We start from the raw sequence: 25,855 nt of genomic DNA on the forward strand, positions 1-25,855 counted from the left end.
GAAACATGGATATTGGTTGGAAAGTAGCAAGTGCAGCATCGGTTGCAGGGGCCGGGTTTGTGGCCGATCGTCTGATCGACTTGATCTGGAAGGGATTCACCGGTCATAAGCCCCCGCGCGGTAGCGAGGACGAAGCCGTAGCTAACATGCTCGAAGTAGCCCTCTTCGGGGCCCTGTCGGGACTTACCGTGGCACTCATCCAGCGTCTGGCCGTGCGTGGTACCTCCAAATGGTATGGCGGCAAGAACAAGAACGCTTTAGCAAACTCCCAAAAGTAACTACAGCGAACCTGCCAGGCATACTGCCACCACTTTCGGGTCATAGATGGAAGATTGCACTGAAATCATGGTGCGTGCTGCCCGGTTGACCCTGCAGGAGTCAGTGAGGGTGTCCACGTCGGCATCTCGGGGCACCTGATCGGTGGTGACGACGCTCAGTATTTCTTGGGTGCCCTCAACCTGGCAGTTAGCTTTCATCATGGTCACGTCCGCAGATTCGGTGGAGATGCGTTGCACTAGCACGCAGCTGCCAGCCGGCAATGGGGCGTGACCTTCTATTTTCTTAGTTACTTTTGGGGCGGTGAGCTTAGCTGTCTTACCGTAGCCGGGCGCGAGCACAATCTGCCCGTTAGTACCCGAGACCGTGATTCTTCCCTGGGTAGTGTCCAGGCGGGGCGCATCTCCTACCCGCTCCGGCGAGGTCCATGTTGCCTTACCGTCCTTCACTACGGACACCTCGCCCTGTTTGGAGACGGCTAGGGTGCCGAGCTTACTGGCGGTTCCCTGCGCCAGTGGCTGCTCGAACCTCCAGTCCAGATGCCCGTCGTTGCCGACTTGGACCAGGCCGGCATCGACGCCCATCGCCAGCCCGGCAGAATTGTGGGCAATAAACGTGGGGGCACCAGAAAAAACGGCCCTGTCCGCGCGAAATAGCGGATTGCCTAGCTTGCCATTCTTGAAGTGGTGCGGCACCTTGTCCAGTAGCGCTACCGGGGGAACGTGCGAGTCTGTTGTGCGGGGGAGCACCAGGTGTTCCGGAAGGTCGGCCACCTTGTCGCCGATCAGCGCCGCTCCTCTATTGCAATTGGGAAATGGCGAAATGTAAACGTCGGATCCGGACAGTAGCGGGTAGCCGGAACTGCGCAGCAGCACACGTTTAGGTTCTACCACGTCGACCGTCCCGTTTACCGATACTACTGCCCGGTTAGGTCCAAGCGTTTTAGCCATGTTCGGGGTGATCGGCGTGGCCGAGGCCGTAGGGCACCGATTCGCTTTGGGTTCGTCTTTTGGCCAGGGCAGCGACACAAGTTCCCCGTTCAAGTCGACCTGCGCATATTTGCCCTTCGGCAGGGCCAGCAGGATATTTCCTTCCAATGCGGCTACGGCTTCCGCTTTGGTGGGCATGGAAAAAAGCCACCGGGCCTTACCCGTATTCGCATCGACAAGCAGAAGACGCGACCCCTCGGTAGAAGAAGACAGGCAGGCGAAAGTTTGGCCGGTAATCGGTGAGGTGGTACATGCAGATAGTGCCGTCTTCGTCTGGAGTTGCCACGAAACGTCCCGGTCTAACCGCATCAATATGGTCTGGCCATGATTCCTAGCAAGACCGATGGTGGCTTCTCCGATTCGGGCGGGGCCAGCTGGCGAACCCTTCCCGAACAACGGAAGGAAAGCGGATACCCCCACATTCTTTGCGGATATAGAGGAGGCGACGTGCACCTTCGCCTTGGCAGGATGGGCGCGCTGGTAGGCGCTAATAGCGAGCGCAAGTAAGGCTATTACTACTGCCCCCACAATAATCGTGAGCGCTATCCGCGAGGCCCTCCTTCCCGCCGGTGGAGGCGAAGCATGCGACATTATCCTCTAAGCAAGGACGGATCGACCTTGCATTCCTTTCCTAGCCTCATAGGGGCGATCAGGCCCTTCTCGCGCAGGTCGTACAGCTTGCCCAGGACCCGGTCGCGAACTCCCCATGGATCAATAGTGTTCAAATAGATGCGGGTGCCGCCCTCGAACCCGGCAAGGGTAGAGATGCGCCACTTGACCAGAATCCGCCAGCGCAACGGCGAAGCTACCGAGGCCGGACGGTGGTACCACTCCTCGTTGCACGGCACATCCGGGCCGGTAGCGGCGTGCACGGCGTGCAGTATGTCAGAGACTCCCCGTACCTGTTCAGGTGCGGCCTCCCAGGGGTTCACCGGATCCCCGAGCGCCCACACCGCCACCGTGGGGAAGCGGTGGCCAATGCCAGAGAGCGCCACCGCGTAATCATTCTGCGCCAATATCAGGTCGCGGGAAGCCCCCACGGACAAGATATCGTCATAAATGTGCGGAGTGCGGCGGAGCCTGTCCATTTCGGCCTCGATCTGTACCGGGCGTTCATCGATAGCGACCAGCTGCTTGTGCAGGTGATCAAACGAGGCCCCAGCGGGCTTGCGCCAATTCTGGAAGGCCGCCACATAGCGCACTGCCGGATCCAAACCATACAAGTCACCCATGGAATCGCAGGTGAACTGGGTGTAGGCAGCATGCTCGTCCGGGGTGAGCGTGCCCGAGGACGCCAGTTGGGAATCGTTAGTAGCCCCATCCACGAAGTGGCGGCGCGCCACAATCACGTCGTGCCCGCCCGTGAAGAAGCCCATTGCCTGTGGCATCAGTTCCTCATCGCGTTGCGACTCGATCTTCTTCTCGGGAACGCCGTAGGCGCGCAGCCGGGCCTTTAGAATCCGCATAACGTGGTCGTAGCCCACCGACGAGGAAAGGTAACGAGCCATCCGTTCGCGCTCCTGGGTACTGGGCTGGTGGCCGTGGTTTAGCGCCCAGTAGTTTGCAGAGACGATCTCAAAAAGATTGGGAATTCGGCGAAACTGGGCAACTTCATCTTCGAGTTCCTCGGCCGAAACCCCAACCTGCTTGACCCACTTTCCGTCCCGCAGAACGATCCTGTCCTTTTCGGGTGGGGTCTCAAAGTATCTGCGGGAGCAAAATGCGCAGTGGGCGCCTTCCTTGGCTGGATCCAACGGCTTAGGGTCCTGCTGCGGCACAGCCAGAGGGCGATGCCCCCTGCCAGGGACCGTCCATACTTCAGTGCCCGTCAGCATGTTCTTCTGTTTAACCGTCCCGTCCTGCATGGCAGTGAGCGCGGACGAAAACTCGTTCTTCGATGAACTCATGCTTTAACCCTATAGGCAAATAGTCATGAATACGTATGTAGGAAGGGGGAAGCGCTAATCCGGCTTACAGCCAACCCTGAGCTTGCTTAGACAGGTCCCGCAGCAGTTCAATCGCGTCGTCGGTCATCCGCTTGGGAACGAAAATGTGGTCGTGGTAGAAGCCGGCAATCACGTTGCACGGGATAGAACGGGCAGACAGCGCCTGTGCTACAGCCGAAGTAAGCCCTACCGCCTGCGGTGACGATTCAACCCGCAAAGTAATACGCGTATAGATATCAGTGATCTGGTACCCGGCTGCTTCTGCATCCTCGCGGGCAATGACACAGGTAGTGCCTTCGTCCTCGGCAACCGTGGCAAAGACATGAACGTCCTTGGGGATCCTAGAAGAGACAAGGTAGATGTATTCTCCCTGGATCTTCGCGTCAAGGCGGGCAAGCATCTGGTCTAAATTAATCGGACTCACTGAACCAAAGATAACGGGAAAATTGCTTAGGCGCCATAGTGATTCCAAAGGGCGAAAAGCTAGCAATAATAGGGCATTTTGGGCATGAAAAAGTGGCGGACAGAACCTGCCCGCCACTTCCACGCTAATTGACTACTTGTCGGTGAAGCCTTCCTTCAGCTTCTCGGCAGCGGCCTTGATGTTTGCACCTAGGTCGCCTGCAGCATCCTTAGCCTTCTCGGAAAATTCGGAAGCCTTGTCCTTGACCTCGGCGCCAACCTGGTCCATCTTGCCTTCGGCTTCGGTGTCCTTGTCGCCAGTTACCTTGCCGGCTGCTTCCTTGGCCTTGCCGCCTAGGTCCTCGCCAGTGTTCTTCAGCTTGTCTTCGAAAGACATATTTTCTCCTTTTATCTTTTTCGAAGCGGTATTAGCTTCAATGTGCTTATGTCGGGTAATCCGCCGGACTAACGGACGCGATCGGACGAGCCGATCAATGAACGCCAATCGTTTTGGATGTGTACGCAAATGGGTGGTGTAGTGCCCAGAAGCGAATCTACGCGTGCGATTGCCCGATCCATGATCTGCCGGATGTGAGCGGGGGAAGCCCCCTTGTACGCGCCAACCTTAATTAGGATTCCCGGTTCGTTCTTTACCTCGTAGCCATACGCAGACACGTTAGTGATCCACCGGTCGTCGCCGACCTCGTGTTCAATTACCTGTTGCACCAGGTCGATGCTGGCAGTAGTGGTGCCTGAGGAGGTTTGCGAAGGAACCAACGAAGCGGTGTGAGTACGCCCGCCGCCCTGCGAGAAGATGACGCAAAGGGCAATGATCACGCCGATTACAGCAAGCGCAATGAGGGCGATTGCCAACCAGGACATGTCAGTGTTGCCGACCGTAGTGCGCTCAGCTAGATCGGAGTAGCTCTGCAGCACGGTAGGTGCGTTCTTCTTGTAAGCGTCGGTAGCGGTAGGCCACAGGGAGATGAGTAGGGCGCCAATGCCGCCAACTAGCAACAGTGCTGCCAGCAGGAACAGTAGGAACCTATTCAAAGCTCTTGGTAAGTGCCTCACTTTGCCACCTCCCCATTGGAGTTAAGCTTCACCGAACCGGTTGTGGCCGGATTTAGCTGGTAGCCTTCGACCTCGGTATTCAGTACAGACTGAATGGAGCTGGTATCGACCTCACGGCCAGACGTGGGAGTGACCTGCACGTTGGCGTTACGCTTTGAAAGCGAAGTCGCAACCTGGCCCTCGGGGAGTCCAGCGTGTTCGCGCACCGCCCTGGAAAGGGCCGAGGCAGTAACCTTGTCGTCAACAATGTAGGCAACTCGATCAGAGGCCAGCGAGTGGCGATCCAAAGCTCCGCCGCCCAAGGCCTTCCCCAGCATCCACAGGCCGAGCAAAGTGGCGACGATGCCGCCAACGATCAGGGCCCACTGGGGGACACCGGCAGGCAGCTTTACTACTGAATTGGCGATCTGGTCCCAAGAGGCAAGCAAGTTCGGCTTGCCCATGGCAGTTAGAATGCGTTCAGCAATCAGCCACACCAACACCACAGCAACGATCAGGCCAACAATAGAGGCCGTGATAGCACGAGATGAGTGCGTCTCGCGGCGCACCATGTACGACACATGCGGCCCCTGCGAAGCCGGCTGTACTGGAGCGTCGGAGGTAATGGGCTTGTCGGTGCTCATTCAACCCTCCTCTTTGGCTCGGGCTTGTAGTGAATACCCGTCAAAACCATGCGGACGTCACCGATCTTGTGACCGGTAATGCGCTCAGCATTGCGAACAATGCTTTCGCGAGCCGCATCCGCTGCGCCAAAGATGTTCATATCCTTGGTGCGGGTAACCCTTTCCACTGTTGTTTCGGGAACGGGAGTGGAAATGTCTAAGCCCAAAGCGCTTTCCGAATCGTGCAAATCTACCGAAATCTTGTCAGCTGGAACCGACAGGGCATCACCAACTACCGCAGCCGCCGCCCTCTTAATGGCTTTGGCGCGAATAGTGGTGTGACCGCGGTAGTTATGCGCGTTTGCAGATGCTTCAGACACAGTTAGTCAGACGTGGTGGTGTGCTTGCCGATCAAGGCGCTCCCGACAGCGCGCAGGTCGAGCTTGCCGGTGGTGGCGCGACCCAAAACGGCGCCAATAACCATGAACAGAGCAGTCAGAATGAAAGCCCAAAAACCGAGCTTAACTGCAACGACTGCAAGAATGGCACCTACGAAGATGCCCATTTGCGTGTTAGTCACTTGACGCGCTCCCTCTTCTTTTCGATTTCCTTGACCTCTTCCTCATCGTCGTCATCTTCGTCGATGGAAGGAATGTGAACGTCGGCAATGTCGATGTTCACTTCGGTGACCTCGAGGCCGACCAAGCCCTGGATGCCTTCGATGATCTTGGAACGAACCTGGTCGGCGACCTCGTTGAGCGGGTACGGGTACTCGGCGACGAGGGTCAGGTCAACAGCGGCCTGAGTCTGGCCGACCTCGACGTTGATGCCCTGCTTGACGTTCTCGGAAGCGCCCATCTTGTCGCGAACCGAGCCGAGGGCGCGGCTGAAGGAACCGCCAATGTCATACACGCCGGGGATCTCGCGGATCGAGAGGCCGGCGATCTTTGCTACCACCTGGTCAGCAATGGTGGTGGTGCCGTTGCCGTGGTCCTTGCCGATATTGGACTGCTGCACGTCAGTGCCCTTGCCCTGGGCAGTGGCGCCAGTCTTAGTGATGTCTTTGCGCGCATCGTTCTTTGCTGCGACGTCGGTCGGCTTTGCCGACGGCTTCTGATGGGATGATGCCACTTTGAGCTCCTTATTTTTCGAACAAGATGTTTAGAGCTTGGCCGCAACGCATAAATGCATCGCGTCATACTCTCATGTTCGAGGCTACCGGCAAACAGAAGTGTTTACCAGTGGAAGCTGCATTTTTCTGCCATTGGTATAAATACAGTCGGATAATTTGCCTGTATTTTTATTGTTTAAACATTTTTTATATCTGGTCGGGCCGCTTTAACCAGTCGCCGCTGGCAGATTCTTCGGTGTAGGCAGAGTTTTGATCCAGTGCGTTTTCGGTGGCCACATACAAATAGCATTCCACCTTCTGGCCTGCGTTTTCGCCCTCGCTAATGGTGGGGTGGGTGATGACTCTGGTGTACAGGTTGTTCGGATCTTCGTCGCCCAAATATCCCTCTAGTTCATCCATGTCGGCTAGAAGGGAATCGAAATTAGCTTCTGAAACGTAAATGACGTCGCCGGTGATCTGGTCTTCTTTTGAAGGTATTGCCATCGGGTAGGAGGGGGTCAGCAGCATTTTGTATCCGGAAAGGCGGGCGGGAATTGCCTCTTTCAGGTGGGGGCCAAGAATGGCCTCGCAGTTTGTTTGTCCTGGACGCAGGGTTCCGTACACGAAGAAGGGTCTATAAGTGGTGTTCATGTATCAATACTGGCACTTCAGGCGTAGAACCTAAGCGATCTTTTCGGGTGCGTCGCGCGTCACGCAAAAATAGGGTTGAGTCTTGTCGGCTCAACTTTTACGCCCAAGGTGAATTAAGTGGCCATCGCAAAGTTGAGCGTCTTAGACTCAAGGTGAACTTGAAAAAAGAAAAGGAGCTCAAAATGGTTAGCAGGTACGATCCCTTCCGCGAGATGGAACGTCTATTCAACTCGACTATGCGCCAGGCTTCTAGCCCGGTTCTTCCCATGGACCTCTACCGCGATGGTGACAAATTCGTGGCCATCCTAGAGATGCCTGGAGTGGACCCCGATACGATCGACATCGATGTCGAAGATCGCACGTTGACTGTGCGCGCAGAACGGCACTCTGTTGAGGGCGAGGACATTGAGTGGCTTACACACGAACGCCCAACCGGAACCTTCGCAAGGCAGCTGTCGGTCGGCTACGGCGTAGCGCTAGACAAGATCGAGGCCGAATATAACGACGGTCTTTTGACCCTTACGATTCCGGTGGCTGAAGAGGCCAAGCCGCGCAAGATTGCGGTCAAGTCGGCTTCTACCGCCAAGACCATCGATCACGAATAGGCAATAAACATTTTGGGGGGCCACTGGCCCCCCAAAATGTTTTTAAATCCGATCCATTGTCTGCGGGCTGGATCCGGTGCGCCCCGCCTCTCCCTTATCTAAATTATTAAGAATTCTCATCGATTCTTCATCTAAGCTGAAATCGAAAATATTTGCGTTCTCTTCAATTCGCTCCCGCGAGGAAGATTTTGGAAAAACAATAACTCCGCGCTGTAACGCCCATCTCAGGGCCACCTGCGCGGGTGTCCGCTCCAGGCGCGTAGCAATCGTCTGCACCTCGGGAATCTCTAGGATCTTGCCCCTAGCCAGTGGGCTCCACGCCTGCACCACAATGCGATGCTTTGCGCAGTAGTCCAAAACCTTATTGTTGGCAAAAAGTGGGTGCATCTCGATCTGATTTACGTGGGGCACTAGACCGGTTTCTGTTCGAAGCCGTTCCAAATGCTCGACCTCGAAATTAGAAACGCCGACTGTGCGCGCGCTCCCGTCGGCAGAAAAATCTTGCATCATCTGGAAGCATTCGGGGAAGCGTCCGCCGTAGCGATGCACCATAGGCCAGTGCATCAAGAACAAGTCAACATAATCAGTCTGTAAATCTGCCAAAGACTGTTCAAAAGAACGGCGGGCATCATCGGAGAGGTGATTGCCGTTATTCAGCTTGGTAGTCAAAAAGATCTGGTATCGGGGAATGCCAGAAGCCGCAATGGCCGCCCCTACCTGCTTCTCATTGCCGTACATCTGGGCGGTATCAATATGTCGGATCCCGGCCTCCAGTGCGGTTTCCACGAGGCGTTGCGTGTCCTCGGGCGCAATCTTGTACGTGCCAAACCCAAGGTAGGGGATTGAGTACCCTCCCATGGTGCGCTTGGTGGGAATTTTCAAAGCAGAATTCATATCTGGCCTCCTCTGCTTCCACCCTATCCATAGCAGGTGCTGCGAATGCAAAGCCGGCACCATACACTGGTAAGCAAGAAGACCGCCTTGTATTAGGAGACAGTAATGTCTGATCAGAACCAAAATGAGTCCACGGGCAGCAATCCGTGGGATCCGAATCAGTTGAATCAGAATGGCTCAACGCCTGTTGGAAACACCTCGCAGGATAGTCGGTACGGCCAGCCCGCACAGCCGGGTCAGTACGGTCAGTACTCTGTCAACACCGATCCCCGCTACGGCAAGATGGGGGAGGCCGGTTACGACCAGAACCCGCAGGGGTACGGCCAGTCCTACTACGGCGCAGGTGCTGGTGGCGCTGGGTACGGTCAGAACGGACAGTACGTCGTAGTCGAGGGCGAACCTCCCGTTGACCAGGACTTCACGCCGCATCCGGGGACGCAGATCCCATCGCGCCTGGCAGGGGTCAAAGGTGTGAGTGTTGGAAAGCGCATTCTTACCCGCATCCTCGACCAGATATTTCAAGGAGTCATCCTTGTGCTCGTATTCGTGATCTCCGGAGGCAGCATTTTCGCTGCAACTGCTCCTCTATCTGAAGTAGAAACGATGTCTGACGACGAGATGGCTGATGCTCTTGCACCCGCGATTCTTGGTTCTTTGGGCAGCTTGGCTTTAGGGGTTATCGTACTAGGAGTGGTGGTGCTCCTGCTCGTGTTCTTCACCGGATACACGCTGGGGGGCCTAGTTACTGGTGTGCGCACAATTGATTACACCACCGGCAAGGGTGGCGGCCTGCGCGCGGTTGGCAAGTGCATTGCTTACCCCATCATTAAGGGAACCGGCATTGGATCAATCTTCCTTCTGTTTGTCTGGTTTGCAACCCGCGACAGCGCCGAACGGCACTGGGTTGACCGCCTGATCGGTACCTGGGTTATCGATGCGCGCGACGGGCGTGATACTCACAAAGAACTGAAGGCACAACGGGGTTAGCAAATAATTCTAAATAAGGCGGTGGGCCGAGGAGTTTTTCCTCGGCCCACCGCCTTATGTTCAGGTGTTGGCTACTGGTAAAGTGCCGGTCACGTTAGGCGGAGGCGCCCTCGAACTGGGATTGGTACAGGCGGGCGTAGGCGCCAGCGGCTGCGAGCAGTTCGGTGTGGGTGCCCTGTTCTACCACGTCACCGTCCTCCATCACGATGATGGTCGATGCGTCCCGGATCGTCGAGAGGCGGTGAGCGATCACGAAGGACGTGTTGCCTTCCTGCAACCTATCCATCGCCTGTTGCACTAGCACTTCGGTGCGGGTGTCCACGCTGGACGTTGCCTCATCCAGGATCAGCACGTCGGAGTGGCGCAAGAAGGCGCGGGCGATGGTCACTAGCTGCTTCTCGCCTTGCGAGAGGGAGCCGCCCTCGTCGGATACTTCTGTGTCGTAGCCTTCGGGGAGCTGCCGGATGATGCGGTCTACCTGGGTGGCACGGGCGGCTTCAACAATTTGTTCGTCGGTGGCTGCCGCGTTGCCGAAGGCAATGTTGTCCCGGATCGAGCCCTTGAATAGCCAGGTGTCCTGTAAGACCATGGCGCAGCGTTCGCGCACCTGCGCCCTGGTCATCTGGCGAATATCTACACCGTCGATCAAGATCTGCCCGCTGTCTATCTCGTAGAACCTCATCAGTAGGTTTACCAGCGTGGTCTTGCCGGCGCCGGTTTGGCCGACGATTGCCACGGTCTGTCCGGGGGCCACGTCCAGGGACAGGTTCTTGATGACGGGCACGCCCTCTTCATAGCTGAACGAGACGTTCCTGAACTCGATATGGGCTCCGCACATGCCAATCTGAGGGCGGGAGGCGGCCTTTTCGTGGCTCTGTTCTGGAGAATCCAGGAACTCGAAGATGCGTTCGGCGCTGGCGCCGGCGCTTTGCACAGTAGAGAGCATTTGTGAGAGCTGGCCCAGCGGCGTTTGTAACTGACGCGAATATTGGATGAAAGCTTGTACCCCGCCCACCGACATGCGTCCTTCGAGCACCATCAGTGCGCCGACGACGCATACGGCAACAAAAGCCAGATTGTTGATCATGGTGGTCACTGGTTGGCTTAGTCCGGAACGCCAGTTGGCGCCGAAGGCGGAGTCGAATAGTTCCTTGTTGTGGTCAGCAAATTTGCGCCGAAATTGGTCGCGTAGGTTGAAGGTCAGCACGATCTCGTGACCCGAGAAGGCTTCTTCCACGGTGGACTGCACGTTCCCGGTCGCCTTCCACTGCCGCTGGAAGTAGGGCTGCGCCCTCTTCATAATGATGAAAATGATGACTAGGCCTGCCGGAACGATCAGCAGCGCCACGATTGTGAGCTGCCATGACAGCATAAACATCATGGTCAGGGTGCCAAGTAGTAAGAAGATGGAGTGGAACAGTTGGTTCACTACCTGCTGAAGGGATTGGGACACGTTGTCCACATCGTTTGTCACCCTAGAGAGGATGTCGCCGCGGGCGGCGCCGTTGAGAGCGCTGAGCGGGAGGCGGTTGATTTTCGCCTGTACCCGCTGCCGCAAGTCATAAGACACGTTTTGCACCGCGGTTCTAGTGCAGAGGCCGGAGAGCCAGTTGAGCACGGCTGACACCAGGTACAGGAGCACTACGGTCAGGAGGAGTTTCCCAAGTAGCGAGTAGTTGATCCCCACCCCTGGAACCACGTCGACGCTTTGCAGCATCTTGGCCATCTGACCTTTGCCAGATTCGGCTAGCTGGCGAATCACGTCAGCCTTTGACTGGCCGGGCTGCATGTTCTTCCCGATCATTCCGGCGAATATCGTATCTGTAGCCCTACCTAGCAGTCGGGGTGCCACTACTGACGCAACAATGCAGATGAACGTCAGGAGTATCGCCGCTATGACGCGTAGCTTTTCGGCCCGAAGGGTAGCGAAAAGTCGGGCGATGGTGCGGATAGGGTTCTTCGCCTTTTGGCCTGGTTTCCTATTGTTTGGTCTGGGGCTCATGCTGCCTCCTCGGCGCTAAGCTGCGAGGCTACGATCTCGCGATACGTCTGGGACGATTCCATTAGTTCCTCGTGGGTGCCCTGGGCAGTGATCTGACCGGCGTCGAACACCAGGATGTTGTCTGCGTGGCGGACCGTAGAGACTCGTTGCGCCACCACTACTACGGCAGCGTCGCCCACGTATTTCCGAAGGTTGGTGCGCACGCGCGCGTCCGTTGCGTAATCGAGGGCGGAGAAGGAGTCGTCGAAAATCACCAGCCCCGCTTGGGCGTAGAGGGCCCGGGCGATGGTCAGTCGCTGCTTTTGTCCGCCGGAGAAGTTGCTGCCGCCGGATTCTACCTTCGCGTCTACGCCGTCTTCGAGCTTGTCAACAAATTCGTCGGCTGCGGCGCCGGTTAGGGCCCGCCGTACCCTGGCGCGAACCTCGTCGGTAATCTGCTCCTTAGTAAGCCCGGAAACAGTGGTGGCGATAGTGCCCGAGAACAGGTAGGCCTTTTGCGGCACGAGGGCGACGTGGCTGCGTAGTTGTGCCAATTCTATGTTGCGAATATTGGTGGTGTTGCCGTCGCGCTCGCGCACAACCAGTTCGCCCTCGGACGTGTCCATGAGACGGGGGAGCAGGTTTACGAACGTCGATTTGCCGGTACCGGTAGAACCGATGATGGCGGTGGTCTTACCTGCCGGGATGGTCACGTTGATGTTGGCCAGGACAGGAGACTCGGCACCGGGGTGCGTGATCTGGGCGTTCGTGAACACAAAGTCCACTGGTCCCTGCGGCATGGGCACGGGCGAGCTTGCGTCCTGCACCTGTGGGGTGGTCTGCAATACTTCGCCAATGCGCCCGGCGCTGACGCGTCCGCGCGGGATCATCATGAACAGCATTGCTGCCATCATGACCGCGCCCAGAATCATCGCTAAGTAGTTGATGTATGCCATCAGGTCACCGATTTCCATCTGTGCCGCCTCTACTTGGCCGGAGGCAAACCAGACTACCGCCGCGTTAGATATCCCAATGATCAGGGAAATTGAGGGAATAAAGATGGCGAAGATATTGCCGGCGCGCAGTTGCATCTTGCGTAGCCGGGCATTGGCATGGGCAAAGCGATCGGCCTCGCTATCCTGGCGGCCAAAAGCGCGGATCACCTGTACGCCGGTGAGCTGCTCGCGCAGTACCGCGTTCACGTCGTCGATCCTGCTTTGAATGCGCTTGAAGATGGGGGCCAGCAGATACATGGCCCCGCCGGCGGCAGCGCCCAAGACCGCGATCGAGACCGCCAAAATCCATGACAGGCCCACTGTCTGGCGCAGGGCCATGAAGATGCCGCCGACCATCATTACCGGGGCTACTACCATCACGGTCAAAGTAATGAACGTGACCATCTGTACTTGCTGGGCGTCGTTAGTAGCACGCGTGACAAGCGTGCCGGCGCCAAAACGGTTGATTTCGGGAAGGCCAAATTCGCCCACCTTGATGAACTGTACTTTGCGCAGGTATTTGCCCAGTGCCATAGACAGGCGAGCGCCCTGATAAACAGCTAGGAAGGAGAGGCCCGCAGACAGGAAAGAAAACAGGATCATGGTGAGCCCGGACTGCTTTACTACCTCTAGGTTTCCGGCAACCACGCCCTTGTCGATGATGCGGGCATTGAGTGCCGGGAGGAATAAATTCAGCAGAGTTTGCGCCAACTGTGCGAGCACGACCACGGCAATGGCAAATTTGTGGCGGTGCAAATATTGCCAAGAAAGTTTAAGGAGCATTTCGCCTCGGATCTATAACTTATTCAGGGCTGATACAAGCCTATATTCCGCTTTTCAATAGCGCCCAAGATATCGCTGCTGCCGAAGTGTGTCCCCCGGGGGCGAATTATTGTGGGTAGGAAGACTTTTTCACCTAGCACCTCAGCGGGCGATCGGTGTGGGATGATTGAGGCATGAATAAGCGCAGATTCTTCAACTTTGCTTGGAAAACAATTGGTGCCACCACCGTTTCGCTAACGGCTACCGGACTGGCTTGCTGGAGGGTGGCCGTTCACAAGTTGGCCCGCCAGCGCCGCCCCTACCGCCGCGCTTGGGAAGACGCACAGCTCGGAATCAGCGTGGACCTGGATCGTATTGCTAAGCAGGCTCCGGCAGAACGCCCTCTTATCTATGTGGCGTTGGGCGATTCGGCAGCCCAGGGGATCGGCGCTCGCACCATAGAGGACGGGTACGTGGCTCGCATTGCGCAGGGGCTTGAGGCTGCTTCCGGGCGCAAAGTACTGTGCGTGAATCTGTCGGTTTCTGGCGGCACTGCGGTAACGGTGCTAGGCAATGAATTGCAGCAGCTCCGCGGCATGGGCTTGGACGGTTCGTTGCTTACCCCCGACGTGATCACCCTGGACATTGGTGGCAACGATGTGATGATGAAGCACCTCGAAGCAAAAACGTTCGGGCAAGCTATCGAAAATATCCTTGCTCAGCTGCCCACCAAGGCCTATGTGGCCAACATCCCTAGCTATGGTTTTGGCAACTGGGAAAAGCGGGCAAAACTGTTCTCGCAAAAGGTTGACGAGGCCGTCGAACAACACGGACACACCGTTATTGACCTGCGCACTTACTCCCGCTCTCTGCCTACCTGGTTCTACCTTTTCCGGCGTCATGCTGCCGATTTGTTCCACCCGAACTCGGCTGCCTACGCAGACTGGGCGGGCATGTTCTTGCAACGCATCTGCGCTGACCACAACTGGGAGGTTCCCCAGGAACAAAATGCCTAGTAGACGGTAAGCCAACAGTGGGCAGCGGTACGATTTTGGTGTGCTTGACCTTCTTTGTTCCCACCCACTTTTAACCGTTTTCTTAGTAGTTGCTCTGGGCGCCATTTTGGGCGCTATCCCTTTTGGCCCCATCCGCTTCGGAGCTGCGGGCGCCCTCTTCGTGGGACTGGCACTAGCTGCTGCTCGGCCGCAGTTGGGCGAAGGGATGGAACTGCTGCAGGGGCTGGGGTTAGCTCTCTTCGTCTACTCGGTAGGAGTGGGGGCAGGCACTACCTTTCTGTCGCAATTTCGCCGGCAATTGCCTCTCATGGGGATAGCCACGGCTTCGGTGTTGATAGCCGCCGTTGTAGCAATTGTTGGCGGCCACCTTGCAGGTCTTCCCAAAGCGCTTACTACGGGACTTTTTACCGGCGCGCTAACGGCGGCCCCCGCCCTCGACACGGCAGCAAAGTTGACCGGCTCGCATGAAGCCACTGTCGGCTACGCGCTGGCATACCCGCTGGCCGTTATTGTGGGCATCGTAATCGCCGCGATTACCGTGGGGCTGAAATGGAAAGGACACAACGACGTTCCTTCGCTGGCCGGCCAGGGCCTAGTTTCCTACACCGTCGAAGTGCACAGGTACATTCCGGTGCGGGACGTGCCGGGGATGCGCACCGGCGAAGTGCGCATGTCCTACCTGCGGCGCGACAAGCACACGCGCGTAGTTGCACCGGGGGAAGATCTGGTTCCAGGCGACGAAGTCGTAGTAGTAGGAGTTGGGGAAGCCCCGTTGGAGACCGTCGAGTACCTGGGGCAGCTAGTGGAAGAGCACCTTGCTGACGATAGGTCCGAGGTCGATTTCGAATGGTTTATCTGCTCGAATCCGGAAGTGTCGGGACGCACCATCGCAGAGCTCAACCTGCCTGCCCGCTTCGGCTCCCAAGTCACTCGCATCCGCCGCGGTGATCTGGATTTGCTAGCAACTGACGAGACCATTATCGAACCAGGCGATCACGTTGCCGTGGTAGCTCCCCGCGACGAAATGGAAAAGATCTCGGAATTCTTCGGCGATTCTGAACGGCGCGTCAGCGAAATTGACGCGGTAGCAGTTGGCATTGGGCTAGTAATCGGCATGATCGTCGGCTCTGCACAGATCCCCATGCCCGGAGACATGAGCTTCTCATTGGGGCCGGCAGCTGGGCCACTAGTAGTAGGCATGGTGCTAGGCGGGCTGCGTCGTACCGGACCGCTAGTGTGGGCATTGCCGCAGGCAGCCAACCTGACCATGCGCCAGCTGGGACTGCTATTTTTCCTAGCCGGACTGGGCCTAGTAGCGGGGCCATCCTTTGCCAAGATGGCAACCAGCCCAGAAGGATTTAGAGGCATCTTCGTCTCGGCTGCGATCGTGCTCGCATCCTGCCTGGGCACCGTAATTCTTGCCTATTTTGCCGGCCTGTCAGCGCCCAGAACGGCTGGCGCAGTAGCCGGCGGCCTAGGCCAGCCAGCGGTCCTGAGCGCTGCCCAAGACCGCGTGGCTGACGAACGCATCGAAAATGCCTACGCCGCCCTCTTCGCCTTTTCGATGATCATCAAGATCATCCTGGTGCCGGCGATTTTCGCCTTCTAAGAAGCCAGGTAAGCTGCCATCACGGCGCTGGTTGCCTCGAAGTCCGGAAGGAACGAGACTTCGCGGGCCGAATGCATGGACAGAATCGGCTGGCCTATGTCAACGGTTGTGATACCCAAGCGAGTGGCGGTCAAAGGCGCGATCGTAGAACCGCACGGACTGGAATTATTAGAAACAAACACCTGCGTCGGCTGCCCTGCCTCGGCTGCAGCGGCTGCAAAGATAGCCTGCCCCACCGAATCGGTGGAATAGTGCTGGGCGGCATTTAGCTTTAGTACCGGACCGCCGCCAAACACTGGGTGGTGCTGCGGATCGTGCTTCTCAGAATAGTTGGGGTGTACGGCGTGGGCCACGTCAGCGCTCAGGCAGGTAGTTTGGGCCATGAACTGTTCGCGCACTTCTACCGTCTCGCTGCCAATGATGCGGTTCAATACGGATTCAAGGAAGGGGCCGCACGCGCCCGAACGGCTTTGTGAGCCGACCTCTTCGTGGTCGAAACACGCCAAGATCGCAACGTGGTTGCTGTCTTCCAAGTCAAGCAGGGCGTGCAAGCCCGCCGCTGTGGAAAGCAGATTGTCCTGCCGCGCCGAAGCCAGGTAGTCACCTCCGAATACTCGCGGGCCCTCGGTGGGGTAGGTCAGTAAGTCGTGGCCGACAATATCCTGCTTCGCGATCCCCGCCTCTTTGGCGACTACGGCCAAAATGTCCTCTTCCTGCAGGATCGGCTGCAGGTGCTTCTGCCTGTCCAACTCCAGCTTGTTGCCGGCGCTCCGATCCAGATGAATTGCTAGCTGCGGCAGGAAGGCCACCGTGTCGGTACGCACCAGGTGTGACTTGCCCGTCCGGTCGGTGATGCGCCCGGCCACGCCCAGTTCGCGATTGAGCCACGAGTTCGGCATCATGCCGCCATACACCTCGACGGCAAGCTGGTTGTAGCCGTCCGCAGTGGTGAACTGTGGCTGCGGCTTCAGCTTGAACGCGGGAGAATCGGTGTGCGCCCCCACGATGCGGGCTCCGGGCTTAGCCGAGGTCGGAATATACCAGGCGATGAATGCGCCATCGCGAACAACCACGTGCCCACCCGGGGAAGCATCGAAGGGCTGGGCTTCGTCCTCGACGTTGTACCCCGCCTGTTTTAGCAGTTCACAGGCGCGCGCGGCGGCGTGGAAAGAAGTGGGCGAGTGGGCGATAAAATCCGTCAGAAATTGACGCTGCTCTTCTTGACTCATGTAAAGATGATACGTCGACCTGCCTGGTCTCCCTATTGCAAAGAATCAGAAAAAGTGTTGTGCTACACATATGAACACACCTGAAGAAATCGCATACGAAGCAGTAGCAATCACCGGCGGTGGACGCGATGGCAAGGCCTATTCGCGCAACCCCGACATCACCTTGCAGCTGGCCACTCCCTCCGAAATGGGTGGCACTGGCAAGGGCACTAACCCCGAGCAGCTGTTCGCAATCGGCTACGGCGCCTGTTTCCAAGGCGCCATGGGGATTGCCTCAAAGGAACTGGACATTCCGCACAAGGGATCGAAGGTTCGCGCCACTGTTGGAATTGGTCCCGAGGGCGACTCCTTCGCGATCAAGGTAAAACTAGAGGTGACCGTACCCGAGGTGCCAGTAGAGCAGGTGCAGAAGCTAGCTGAGCGCACTCACGAATTGTGCCCCTACTCGAAGGCGACCAGGGGCAACGTCGATGTCACGATCCAGGCCGTTGACCACATTGACGATGGGATCGACGACTAGTCGAATTAGATAGCAAAATGGGGGAAGCAGCTGCTTCCCCCATTTTTGTTTGCGCTAATTAGGCGAGCTTGGAAGTTACTTCCACTACCCGCTTGGCCATGTGGTCGAGGGCGTCTACGGTGGCCTGATCGATTTCGTTCTTATTTTCGGGGCCAGTCACCTTGGACACGCCGTACGGGTTGCCGTCCACGAACTTGAGGGGAGCGGTGAAGCCCGGGGTGACGATGATGCCGCCAAAGTGCATCACCATCTGGTAGATCTTGTGCAGCGTGGTTTCCTGGCCACCGTGGGCGGTCTGCGAAGAGGTGAATGCCGCGTAGACCTTGTTGGCGAGCTTGCCTTCGGCCCACAGTCCGCCCAGAGCGTCGATGAAGGCTTGGAACTGGCTGGCGGGCGAGCTGAAGCGAGTGGGGGTGCCGAAGATGATCGCATCTGCCCACACCAGATCGTCGCCGGTGGCGGCTGGCAGATCCTTTGTGGCCTCGTAGTTGGCGCTCCAGGCCGGGTTAGAGGCGAAGGTTTCGGGGCTTACAGTTTCAGCGATGTGGCGCAGGCGCACCTCGGCTCCTGCTTCTTCCGCGGCCTTGGCAAGGCGCTCTGCCATGTCAGTGCCGTGTCCGGTCGAGGAATAGTAGATGATTGCTACCTTGGTCATTTCTATCCTTTCGTCTCTTGGCCTCACGGTAACATCAAAATGGTTGCGCGCGCAATGAATATTGAAAATATTGTTTCGCAGGGGTTAATATGATTCGGCTGGTAATTGAATTTTTTGGTGTAAGTCGCACCGGAGGAAACAGTTGCTCGGTGCGGGTAAAGTTTTTTGCCTACAATGGGGACCTAAAGATCGGGGATGAAAGTTAAGGAGGGGCTCGTGGCCGACAACTTCTCGCTGTGGCATCAGCTTGGCTATGTATTTCGCAAGGTGGATGACGTGCTTGACCTGGAGTTGTCTGCTCTGGGGCTGTCCTTGCAAGATGTACAGTTGTTGTATTCGCTGAAACAGGCTCCTGAGTGGCGGCTGCGCATGAGTGACCTGGCTGATTCCGTAGCGCTGACCCGCTCTGGGGTTACTCGCGCTGTGTCTAGGTTGGTGAAGCGGTCGCTAGTTTGTAGGCAGGTTTGCCCTAAAGATCAGCGCGCGATGTATGCGGTAATGACCTCCGAGGGCGACGATGCTCTTGCGGGGGCGATGGAAATAGTTGAGCCCGTGCTGCAAAAGTATTTCTTTGACGGGCTGTCGAAGATGGATGAACGCGCAATTATGCGCGTAATGGAGCAGGTGTCTGTGCTGCTGGCAGACTCGAAAGCCTGCCAGCGAGCCGAGGTGCGCTAATCGGCGAAACGGTAGACGTTCGTTTCGCGTAGTTTGAAGCCGCAGCGCTTGTACAACCTGTTTGCCGCCTCTCGGGAGGGGCGGGAGGTTAGGTCTACGGTGCGGCATCCCAGTTCTTTGGCGTGGGCGACCGCGGCCTCTACCAGTGCCTGGCCGGCGCCCTGGCCGCGCGCTGCTTCGTCTACTACTACGTCCTCGATCCAGGCGCGCAGGCCGGTGGGAATCTTGAAGGTGGCGAGCGAAAGCATGCCAAGTAGTTTGCCCTTGTTTTCTTCGGTTTCGGAGCGGAATCCGAACAGATAGACCCCGTCCTGGGCAATAAATTCCGCGGTCTGCTCTGCGGTAAGTGGTTTCGAAGAGCGCGATAGCTGCGGAATTAGTTCCTGCATTAGTGCTACTACTTCGTCAGTAGTCTCGGTTAGTAGTTCGGTTGCCATTTTTCCTCCGATTTGCTGTTACTTGCCTAGTTTCGCACGTTCTGTGGGAGCTTGCGTACCTCGACCCAAGCGGGGTGTGAGGGAGCTTACTTAATTGCTGGAATAAAAGCGTTGCCCTCATAGTTGAGTTAAGTAGACTCAACTTTTGGAGTGGCGACTTGACAGTCGAAAGCTCCTAAGGAAAACTTGAGTGCAACAGACTCAATGATGGTCGCTATGTTCGCGGCGGCCAGATGGAAGGAAGATAAATATGGCACGTGCAGTAGGTATTGACCTTGGCACCACGAACTCGGCAATTGCAGTACTAGAAGGTGGCGAGCCCACCGTTATCGCCAACGCGGAAGGCGCCCGCACTACTCCGTCGGTAGTCGCTTTCTCCAAGTCTGGCGAGGTGCTGGTCGGTGAAATCGCTAAGCGTCAGGCGGTAACCAACGTCGATCGCACCATCTCTTCTGTGAAGCGCCACATGGGTACCGACTGGACCGTCGACATCGACGGCAAGAAGTACACCGCTCAGGAAATCAGCGCTCGTATCCTTGGCAAGCTCAAGCACGACGCGGAAGAATACTTGGGCGACACCGTTACCGATGCGGTTATTACCGTTCCCGCATACTTCAACGATTCCCAGCGTCAGGCAACTAAGGATGCCGGTAAGATCGCTGGCCTAAACGTAAAGCGCATCGTCAACGAGCCTACCGCCGCAGCGCTGGCCTACGGCCTCGAAAAGGGCAAGGAAGACGAACTGATCCTAGTGTTCGACTTGGGTGGCGGCACCTTCGACGTGTCGTTGCTGGAAGTTGGCAAGGACGAGGACGACTTCTCCACTATTCAGGTGCGCGCCACTCACGGCGACAACAAGCTTGGTGGCGACGACTGGGATCAGCGCATCGTCGACTGGTTGGTGCAGCAGGTGAAGTCCAAGACCGGTACTGATCTGACTACCGATCGCGTTGCTCTGCAGCGTCTGCGCGAAGCAGCTGAGCAGGCCAAGAAGGAACTGTCTTCTGCCACTCAGACCTCGATTTCGCTGCAGTACCTGTCCATGACTCCCGAAGGCCCGATCCACTTGGACGAGTCCCTGTCTAGGGCAAAGTTCCAGGACATGACTTCGGATCTGATCGAGCGCACCAAGGCGCCGTTCCAGCAGGTAATCAAGGACGCGGGCATTTCGGTGTCCGACATCGACCACGTAGTGCTGGTTGGTGGGTCCACCCGTATGCCGGCCGTGACTGACGTCGTCAAGGAACTGACCGGTGGCAAGGAACCGAACAAGGGCGTAAACCCCGACGAGGTTGTTGCTGTTGGTGCAGCACTGCAGGCTGGCGTCATTCAGGGCGAGCGTTCCGACGTGCTGCTGATCGACGTGACCCCGCTGTCGCTGGGCATCGAGACCAAGGGTGGCGTGATGACCAACCTGATCGATCGCAACACCGCGATCCCGACCAAGCACTCCGAGGTGTTCTCGACTGCCGAGGACAATCAGCCCTCCGTGCTGATCCAGGTCTACCAGGGTGAACGCAAGTTTGCTCGCGACAACAAGCCGCTCGGCAACTTCGAACTGACCGGTATTGCTCCGGCCCCGCGCGGCATCCCGCAGATCGAGGTCACCTTCGACATCGACGCCAACGGCATTGTGCACGTGTCCGCTAAGGACCGCGGCACTGGCGGCGAGCAGTCCATGACCATCACCGGCACGTCTTCGCTGTCTGACGAGGACATCGACCGCATGGTGAAGGAAGCAGAAGAAAACGCTGAAGAAGACAAGAAGCGCCGCGACGCCCAGGAGGCTCGCAACAACGCAGAGCAGACTGTCTACTCCATCGAGAAGCTGCTGAAGGACAACGCTGACAAGCTACCCGAGGACACCGTGGCTCCGGTCCGCGAATCTGTGGACAAGGTCAAGAAGGCTCTAGAGGGCGACGACACCGAGGCAGTAAAGTCCGCCATGGATGAACTGAACCAGAAGGCACAGTCGATCGGCCAGGCCCTGTACGCACAGGCCCAGCAGTCCCCGCAGAACGAGGCCCCGGCTGGCGACCAGAACGCCTCCTCCGCCGATGACGACGTCATCGATGCCGAGGTAGTAGATGATGAGGATTCCTCCAAGTGAGTGAACTAAACGAGCCCCAGGAGCGGGCTGACAAGCCCGCTCCCGGCGTTTCGGACGCCGAGAACGCGAAGGCAGAAGAGTCTGCCGCACAGCGCGAAGCGCCATCGGAAGATACCACCGCAGAAACTGAGGACGCTCCCGCCACACAGGCGAGCGAGGGCGAAACAGAAGAAGCGCCCAAGGATAAGCAGGAAGAAGAGGTGCCTAGCACCGACCAGATCATTGGCAAATTAGGCGATGATTTGGCCAGGGCAAAGGCCGACCTGTACAACCTGAACAACGAATACCAGTCTTACGTCCGCCGGTCGAAGGCTGATATTCCCGCGCACAAGACTGCTGGACAGCTGGACGTATTGGAGTCGCTGCTGTCCGTCCTCGACGATATCTACGGTGCCCGCACCGCAGGGGATCTGAAAGACGGCCCCTTTGCGGCAATCGCGCAAAAGTTGGAAGAAACGCTGCAGAACCGCTTCGGTCTGGAACGCTACGGAGCCGAGGGCGACCACTTCGACCCGAAGCTGCACGAAGCGCTCATGGCCAACGAGTCTGCCGACGTAAGCGAACCAACGGTTACCCAGGTACTCCAGCCCGGCTACAAGGTCGGCGATCGAGTCCTGCGGGCAACAAAAGTTATGGTTTCCAATCCCGCATAAAGAGGAGGTGAGCTGGGATGACCAACCAAGATTGGCTTTCTAAAGACTTCTACAAAGTCTTAGGCATCTCCAAGGATGCCGACCAAGCAGCCATCAAGAAGGCATACCGCAAGCTCGCCCGCAAGTATCACCCGGACCAGAACCCTGGCGACAAGACCGCCGAGGAAAGGTTCAAGGAGGTCGGGGAAGCTTACGCGGTGCTCTCTGATAAGAAGCAGCGCAGCCAATACGACGCCCTCAGACGGATGGCCGGGGGAGGTGCCAGGTTCTCCGCGGGCCCTCAGGGGGCCTCCGCCGGGGGGTTCGAAGACATGTTCGCGTCAATGTTCGGCGGGGGCGGAGCGAATTCAAGAGTTCGCTTTTCAAACTCCGGCGGCGGGGGCGCGGGATTCGAAGACATCTTGTCCGGGCTCTTCGGCGGCGGAGCCGCGGGCGGCGGCTTCGGTAATTCCGGCTCGTTCGGGGGCTTCTCGCAAGCCCCGCAGAAGGGGCAGGACTTGGCTACGGAAACCTCGCTTGACCTGCGACAGGCGGTACACGGTACCACTCTGAAGATGAAGGTCGACGGGCGGATTATGACCGTGCGCATCCCTGCGGGCGTGCACGATGGCCAGAAGCTGCGGTTGCGCGGGAAGGGCCGCCCATCTGCGAATGGGGGAGCTCCGGGCAACCTGGTCGTTACCATTCATGTCAAGCCGCACCCGGTATTCGCGATCGAGGGCGGCAACCTAGTTGCCGATCTTCCCGTGACTGTCGAAGAGGCAGCTTTGGGCGCGAAGGTGCAGGTGCCGTTGCTGGATGGAAAGTTGGTTACCGTGAAGGTGCCTGCCGGGTCTTCTTCAGGGGCTGTGCTGCGGTTGCGTGGCCGCGGTGTGCCCAAGGGCAAGAAGGCTTCAGACCTGCTGCTTAAGCTTAAAGTAGAAGTACCCAAGAAGCTGTCGCGCAAGGCCAAGTCAGCCTTGGAAGAATTTGCTGCTCAGACGGCAGATTTCGATCCGCGCTCCGGGTGGCAGGCGCAGGCAGCGCAAGACTAGTTTGGAGGTGATGGCGTGTTTGACGCAGCGATGTACGTGATCTCAGTGGCTGCTGAGCTCGCTGGCATGCACCCCCAGACTCTGCGCCAATACGACCGGCTGGGGCTGGTTACCCCGCAGCGCACTAAGGGGAGAGGGCGCCGGTATTCGCCCTCGGATATAGCGCGCCTGCGTCGTATCCAGCAGCTGAGCCAGGAAGAGGGCATCAATTTGGCGGGGATTTCCCGCATTATTGAGCTCGAAGAGAAGCTGGGGCGGCTCGAAGCTGAAAATGAGCGGCTGCAGGAACTAGTGGCTCGTTCTTCGCGAGTGTTCGCTGCTTCCTCGTCTGGGGAGGTGTGGGAATCCGCGCTCGGAGAACGGTTCCGGGCGCCGGCCAGAGGCGGTGCCTTGGTGCCGTACGGCTCGCGACTTGGCTTTTCGCGCGAGCAACGGCCTGCTTCCAGGGCTGTCGTAGTATTGGACGTCTAGCAAGAATACTGATGCGCTCCTTAGGGAAACCTGAGGAGCGCATTTGTATATCTGGGTGCGTCTGCACGCTTCCTAGTAGATTTCGTATGCTTGGTACACACGAACTATGGAAGGTGAGTAATATGTCTGAAAATACTCCGCAGCAGCACAGGTCGCAGACACCGCCACCACCGCCTCCGGTGGCAACTACTGAGGGCGATTCTTACGCTTCTTCTGTGCAATCGCATTCTGAAGGGCAATCGCAGGGCGCCCCTACGCAGCAGCCTTCTAGCGGCAATACCTCCCACCCGTATCCCTACCAGCAGGGAGGACAGAACCAGCAGGGCGGACAGTATCCACCTACCGGCCAGTACCCACCTACCGGGCAATACCCACAGTTCCAGCAGGGCCCCGGCTACTATGCCCAGCCGCAGCGGTCCGGGGATACGTTCTTTGGGGCTCTCTTTGACCTGAAGTTCGAAAAGTTTGTCACCATATCTTTTGCACAGGTTCTTTACGTCCTGCTAATGGCTTGGGTGGTCCTGCTGTGGGTGGGGGGATCCCTGCTGATTGCCTCGGGCTCGGCCGCATCTGCTAGCTACGAGTTCTCCAGCGCGGCATCTGGCACGGGAACGTTCATTGGGACCTTCCTTGCGTGCCTGTTTGTTGGGATTGTGCCCTCTTTCTTCCATCTGGTGTTTGGGCGAGTAGTTCTGGAACTGCTAGTGGCAAACGTGCGAACTGCGCGTAACACTTCTAAGCTCGTCAACGCGGAACAGAAGTAGACGTAGATGGCCACTCCTGAAAAACCGCGCTATGGGGTTCGGTTGCCCCGCGACGAGCAGGGCAGGCCGATCCTGCCTGACGGATCTGTCTATCAGGCCGCGCCGGAGGTGCCCAAAGCGCCGACTGAAGAAACACCGTCCTGGCCTCCGCGGCCGGGCCAGTGGTCCACAAAGGTGGCAAAGAAGAAGAAACGGGGCCTGGGGTTGCCAATTGCTTTGCTGATCGGTGGGCTGCTTTGCGCTTTCATCATTGCTCCAATGATCGGCGGTGTAGCGATGTTCATGAGGGAGCCGGCAGGGTTACAAAAAGCGTTGCAGTCTCCTGATGCACTGCAGGTGCACGACGGCGCAAAGGTCCAGATGTCTCAGCTTGGCATCACGTACGTAGGTTTTTCCGAAGAGGGCGCCGGTGACGATTGCACAATCGGCCAGGGACAGGGACGCACGAAGCTAGTGCCCGCTCCCTTTTCCAAGAAGGTCTACATAGCTCCCATTCTGTCCTCGGGCGAATACGTGTTTCGGTGTAAGGCACAGGGGACGGCTACGGATTCGGCACAATATTTGGACCCTGAGTTTCAGGGCGGGCTAGCCCCGGGATATGCCATAGCCATCCAGGTTGCGGTCTTCGCTTCTATGGTTGCCGCCGGGATCGGCATGGTGCTCCTAGTGCGCCGGCTGCGCGTAAGGAAGGCATAAAAATACTGGCCCAGCTAAGCTGGGCCAGTATTTTTATGCGATCGCGCTTACTGGGCGTCCTTGTTTTCCTTAGGGGCGTCCTTGGGCTTTTCCTTCTTCTGTTCAGTCTGCTTGTCCTCGTTTGAGCCAAGGTAGTTGTCTGCAGCACCGCGAGCCTGATCGATCTTGTCGTCATACTTACCGCCGGTGACTTTCTTAGCCGCCTGGGAAGCCTTGTCCAGAACAGAATCGGTCAGCTTCTCGTTGTGCGATGCTTCGCGCACCTTGTTCATTGCTTGATTCTTGATGTTGTTCAGGTCCATAACCGTCCCCTTTAACTAAATAAGGGTGGGGCAAATGCCCCACCCCTGACGATTGGATTATTCGCCTAGGCGCTTGTCTGCAGCGTCGCGGGCCTGATCAATCTTATCGTCGAACTTGCCACCGGTAACCTTCTTGGCGGCGTCGGAGGCCTTGTCGAGGCCAGCGTCAGTGGTTTCCTCGTTGCCGGTGACCTCGGATAGCTTTTCGGTTGCCTTGTTCTTCAGATCATCTAGTCCCATGTTTGCTCCTTGGGTAGAAAATATGTCGGACACAACTATTTTGCTTGAAAAGATTCATTGGCGCATTATTTTTCTGCTATGGCCCGCCGTGAAAAGGGGAGTGAGCCCAGGTTGGGGTAGGAGTCTGAGAAATACATTAGAAGTGAGCTAAGCTACACTGTAAAGC

The 25,855-nt window shown here is 57.5% G+C and carries 31 protein-coding genes; 13 read left to right on the forward strand and 18 right to left on the reverse strand.

Going from position 1 to position 25,855, the window contains the following annotated elements; translation table 11 throughout:
- Window positions 1–5 precede the first annotated feature (5 nt).
- Window positions 6–278, forward strand: coding sequence for a DUF4235 domain-containing protein (locus tag AC1EKG_RS05580; protein ID WP_004806557.1), 273 nt, complete (start codon window positions 6–8; stop codon window positions 276–278).
- Here AC1EKG_RS05580 and AC1EKG_RS05585 read toward each other — a convergent pair whose 3' ends face one another.
- The 10 genes from AC1EKG_RS05585 to AC1EKG_RS05630 all read right to left on the reverse strand — a co-directional run bounded on the left by AC1EKG_RS05585 (window position 279) and on the right by AC1EKG_RS05630 (window position 7,051).
- Window positions 279–1,856: a hypothetical protein gene (locus tag AC1EKG_RS05585; protein WP_004806555.1), complete on the reverse strand. Its 1,578-nt coding sequence runs from the start codon at window positions 1,854–1,856 to the stop codon at window positions 279–281.
- Window positions 1,856–3,172: a DUF4921 family protein gene (locus AC1EKG_RS05590; protein WP_004806554.1), complete on the reverse strand. Its 1,317-nt coding sequence runs from the start codon at window positions 3,170–3,172 to the stop codon at window positions 1,856–1,858. The genes AC1EKG_RS05585 and AC1EKG_RS05590 overlap by 1 nt, the downstream gene beginning before the upstream one ends.
- Before the next feature lie 64 nt (window positions 3,173–3,236).
- The gene (locus AC1EKG_RS05595) at window positions 3,237–3,635 is read right to left on the reverse strand and encodes an ACT domain-containing protein (protein WP_004806551.1); all 399 of its coding nucleotides are present in this window, start codon (window positions 3,633–3,635) and stop codon (window positions 3,237–3,239) included.
- Window positions 3,636–3,767: 132 nt separating this feature from the next.
- Window positions 3,768–4,010: a CsbD family protein gene (locus tag AC1EKG_RS05600; protein ID WP_004806549.1), complete on the reverse strand. Its 243-nt coding sequence runs from the start codon at window positions 4,008–4,010 to the stop codon at window positions 3,768–3,770.
- Window positions 4,011–4,078: 68 nt separating this feature from the next.
- Window positions 4,079–4,687 carry a hypothetical protein gene (locus AC1EKG_RS05605; protein WP_048707733.1) on the reverse strand — a complete coding sequence of 203 codons (609 nt, stop codon included), beginning with the start codon at window positions 4,685–4,687 and terminating at the stop codon, window positions 4,079–4,081.
- Window positions 4,684–5,310 (reverse strand): DUF6286 domain-containing protein, encoded by a 627-nt coding sequence (locus AC1EKG_RS05610; protein WP_004806544.1) that lies wholly within the window; start codon window positions 5,308–5,310, stop codon window positions 4,684–4,686. Before AC1EKG_RS05610 ends, AC1EKG_RS05605 begins: the two co-directional genes overlap by 4 nt.
- On the reverse strand, window positions 5,307–5,669 hold the full coding sequence (locus AC1EKG_RS05615; RefSeq protein WP_004806542.1) for a hypothetical protein: 363 nt from the start codon (window positions 5,667–5,669) through the stop codon (window positions 5,307–5,309). The genes AC1EKG_RS05610 and AC1EKG_RS05615 overlap by 4 nt, the downstream gene beginning before the upstream one ends.
- 2 nt (window positions 5,670–5,671) lie before the next feature.
- Window positions 5,672–5,869 (reverse strand): DUF2273 domain-containing protein, encoded by a 198-nt coding sequence (locus AC1EKG_RS05620; RefSeq protein WP_004806540.1) that lies wholly within the window; start codon window positions 5,867–5,869, stop codon window positions 5,672–5,674.
- Window positions 5,866–6,420, reverse strand: coding sequence for an Asp23/Gls24 family envelope stress response protein (locus AC1EKG_RS05625; RefSeq protein ID WP_065420895.1), 555 nt, complete (start codon window positions 6,418–6,420; stop codon window positions 5,866–5,868). The genes AC1EKG_RS05620 and AC1EKG_RS05625 overlap by 4 nt, the downstream gene beginning before the upstream one ends.
- Before the next feature lie 187 nt (window positions 6,421–6,607).
- The gene (locus AC1EKG_RS05630) at window positions 6,608–7,051 is read right to left on the reverse strand and encodes a gamma-glutamylcyclotransferase family protein (RefSeq protein ID WP_004806536.1); all 444 of its coding nucleotides are present in this window, start codon (window positions 7,049–7,051) and stop codon (window positions 6,608–6,610) included.
- Window positions 7,052–7,233: 182 nt separating this feature from the next.
- Between AC1EKG_RS05630 and AC1EKG_RS05635 the strand changes: the two genes are divergently transcribed.
- Window positions 7,234–7,656 carry an Hsp20/alpha crystallin family protein gene (locus AC1EKG_RS05635; protein ID WP_004806535.1) on the forward strand — a complete coding sequence of 141 codons (423 nt, stop codon included), beginning with the start codon at window positions 7,234–7,236 and terminating at the stop codon, window positions 7,654–7,656.
- 42 nt (window positions 7,657–7,698) lie between these two features.
- Here the strand turns inward: AC1EKG_RS05635 and AC1EKG_RS05640 are convergent, their stop codons facing one another.
- A complete protein-coding gene (locus AC1EKG_RS05640; protein WP_004806533.1) occupies window positions 7,699–8,550 on the reverse strand; it encodes an aldo/keto reductase in 852 nt (283 codons plus the stop codon).
- Window positions 8,551–8,655: 105 nt separating this feature from the next.
- On the opposite strand from AC1EKG_RS05640, the gene AC1EKG_RS05645 reads away from it, so the two are divergent.
- Window positions 8,656–9,537: an RDD family protein gene (locus AC1EKG_RS05645; protein ID WP_004806532.1), complete on the forward strand. Its 882-nt coding sequence runs from the start codon at window positions 8,656–8,658 to the stop codon at window positions 9,535–9,537.
- A 94-nt stretch (window positions 9,538–9,631) separates the two neighbouring features.
- Here the strand turns inward: AC1EKG_RS05645 and AC1EKG_RS05650 are convergent, their stop codons facing one another.
- On the reverse strand, window positions 9,632–11,539 hold the full coding sequence (locus AC1EKG_RS05650; RefSeq protein WP_004806530.1) for an ABC transporter ATP-binding protein: 1,908 nt from the start codon (window positions 11,537–11,539) through the stop codon (window positions 9,632–9,634).
- Complete coding sequence (locus AC1EKG_RS05655; protein ID WP_481067777.1) at window positions 11,536–13,296, reverse strand: ABC transporter ATP-binding protein; 1,761 nt, start codon at window positions 13,294–13,296, stop codon at window positions 11,536–11,538. Before AC1EKG_RS05655 ends, AC1EKG_RS05650 begins: the two co-directional genes overlap by 4 nt.
- A 173-nt stretch (window positions 13,297–13,469) precedes the next feature.
- Between AC1EKG_RS05655 and AC1EKG_RS05660 the strand changes: the two genes are divergently transcribed.
- Both AC1EKG_RS05660 and AC1EKG_RS05665 read left to right on the forward strand, forming a co-directional pair.
- The gene (locus tag AC1EKG_RS05660) at window positions 13,470–14,291 is read left to right on the forward strand and encodes an SGNH/GDSL hydrolase family protein (protein ID WP_004806526.1); all 822 of its coding nucleotides are present in this window, start codon (window positions 13,470–13,472) and stop codon (window positions 14,289–14,291) included.
- A 40-nt stretch (window positions 14,292–14,331) separates the two neighbouring features.
- On the forward strand, window positions 14,332–15,900 hold the full coding sequence (locus AC1EKG_RS05665) for an aspartate:alanine exchanger family transporter (RefSeq protein ID WP_004806524.1): 1,569 nt from the start codon (window positions 14,332–14,334) through the stop codon (window positions 15,898–15,900).
- Here AC1EKG_RS05665 and AC1EKG_RS05670 read toward each other — a convergent pair.
- The gene (locus tag AC1EKG_RS05670) at window positions 15,897–17,129 is read right to left on the reverse strand and encodes a M18 family aminopeptidase (RefSeq protein ID WP_004806523.1); all 1,233 of its coding nucleotides are present in this window, start codon (window positions 17,127–17,129) and stop codon (window positions 15,897–15,899) included. The two genes, AC1EKG_RS05665 and AC1EKG_RS05670, sit on opposite strands and share 4 nt — an antisense overlap.
- Before the next feature lie 70 nt (window positions 17,130–17,199).
- Here AC1EKG_RS05670 and AC1EKG_RS05675 point away from each other — a divergent pair, with 70 nt between their 5' ends.
- Complete coding sequence (locus tag AC1EKG_RS05675; RefSeq protein WP_004806521.1) at window positions 17,200–17,649, forward strand: organic hydroperoxide resistance protein; 450 nt, start codon at window positions 17,200–17,202, stop codon at window positions 17,647–17,649.
- A gap of 58 nt (window positions 17,650–17,707) precedes the next feature.
- Here the strand turns inward: AC1EKG_RS05675 and wrbA are convergent, their stop codons facing one another.
- Window positions 17,708–18,304 (reverse strand): NAD(P)H:quinone oxidoreductase, encoded by a 597-nt coding sequence (gene wrbA / locus AC1EKG_RS05680; protein ID WP_070425008.1) that lies wholly within the window; start codon window positions 18,302–18,304, stop codon window positions 17,708–17,710.
- Window positions 18,305–18,499: 195 nt separating this feature from the next.
- Here wrbA and AC1EKG_RS05685 point away from each other — a divergent pair, with 195 nt between their 5' ends.
- A complete protein-coding gene (locus AC1EKG_RS05685; protein WP_070425007.1) occupies window positions 18,500–18,982 on the forward strand; it encodes a MarR family winged helix-turn-helix transcriptional regulator in 483 nt (160 codons plus the stop codon).
- Here the strand turns inward: AC1EKG_RS05685 and AC1EKG_RS05690 are convergent.
- Window positions 18,979–19,419: a GNAT family N-acetyltransferase gene (locus AC1EKG_RS05690; protein WP_004806515.1), complete on the reverse strand. Its 441-nt coding sequence runs from the start codon at window positions 19,417–19,419 to the stop codon at window positions 18,979–18,981. The two genes, AC1EKG_RS05685 and AC1EKG_RS05690, sit on opposite strands and share 4 nt — an antisense overlap.
- 250 nt (window positions 19,420–19,669) lie before the next feature.
- Here AC1EKG_RS05690 and dnaK point away from each other — a divergent pair, with 250 nt between their 5' ends.
- From dnaK to AC1EKG_RS05720, 6 genes are all read left to right on the forward strand, one after another.
- Entirely contained in the window at window positions 19,670–21,529 is a 1,860-nt protein-coding gene (gene dnaK / locus AC1EKG_RS05695; protein ID WP_004806514.1) for a molecular chaperone DnaK, read from the forward strand.
- Window positions 21,526–22,182 carry a nucleotide exchange factor GrpE gene (locus tag AC1EKG_RS05700; RefSeq protein ID WP_004806512.1) on the forward strand — a complete coding sequence of 219 codons (657 nt, stop codon included), beginning with the start codon at window positions 21,526–21,528 and terminating at the stop codon, window positions 22,180–22,182. Before dnaK ends, AC1EKG_RS05700 begins: the two co-directional genes overlap by 4 nt.
- A 17-nt stretch (window positions 22,183–22,199) precedes the next feature.
- Window positions 22,200–23,216, forward strand: coding sequence for a DnaJ C-terminal domain-containing protein (locus tag AC1EKG_RS05705; RefSeq protein ID WP_004806510.1), 1,017 nt, complete (start codon window positions 22,200–22,202; stop codon window positions 23,214–23,216).
- Window positions 23,217–23,231: 15 nt separating this feature from the next.
- Window positions 23,232–23,687 (forward strand): heat shock protein transcriptional repressor HspR, encoded by a 456-nt coding sequence (locus AC1EKG_RS05710; RefSeq protein WP_004806507.1) that lies wholly within the window; start codon window positions 23,232–23,234, stop codon window positions 23,685–23,687.
- 122 nt (window positions 23,688–23,809) lie between these two features.
- Window positions 23,810–24,451, forward strand: coding sequence for a DUF4282 domain-containing protein (locus AC1EKG_RS05715; RefSeq protein ID WP_004806505.1), 642 nt, complete (start codon window positions 23,810–23,812; stop codon window positions 24,449–24,451).
- A gap of 6 nt (window positions 24,452–24,457) precedes the next feature.
- Window positions 24,458–25,147 carry a hypothetical protein gene (locus AC1EKG_RS05720; protein WP_048707695.1) on the forward strand — a complete coding sequence of 230 codons (690 nt, stop codon included), beginning with the start codon at window positions 24,458–24,460 and terminating at the stop codon, window positions 25,145–25,147.
- Window positions 25,148–25,194: 47 nt separating this feature from the next.
- Here the strand turns inward: AC1EKG_RS05720 and AC1EKG_RS05725 are convergent, their stop codons facing one another.
- Window positions 25,195–25,449: an antitoxin gene (locus tag AC1EKG_RS05725; RefSeq protein WP_004806500.1), complete on the reverse strand. Its 255-nt coding sequence runs from the start codon at window positions 25,447–25,449 to the stop codon at window positions 25,195–25,197.
- Between the two features lie 57 nt (window positions 25,450–25,506).
- A complete protein-coding gene (locus tag AC1EKG_RS05730; RefSeq protein WP_004806497.1) occupies window positions 25,507–25,689 on the reverse strand; it encodes an antitoxin in 183 nt (60 codons plus the stop codon).
- Window positions 25,690–25,855: the final 166 nt, after the last annotated feature.

The organism is Winkia sp. C0117E2, assembly GCF_056590455.1.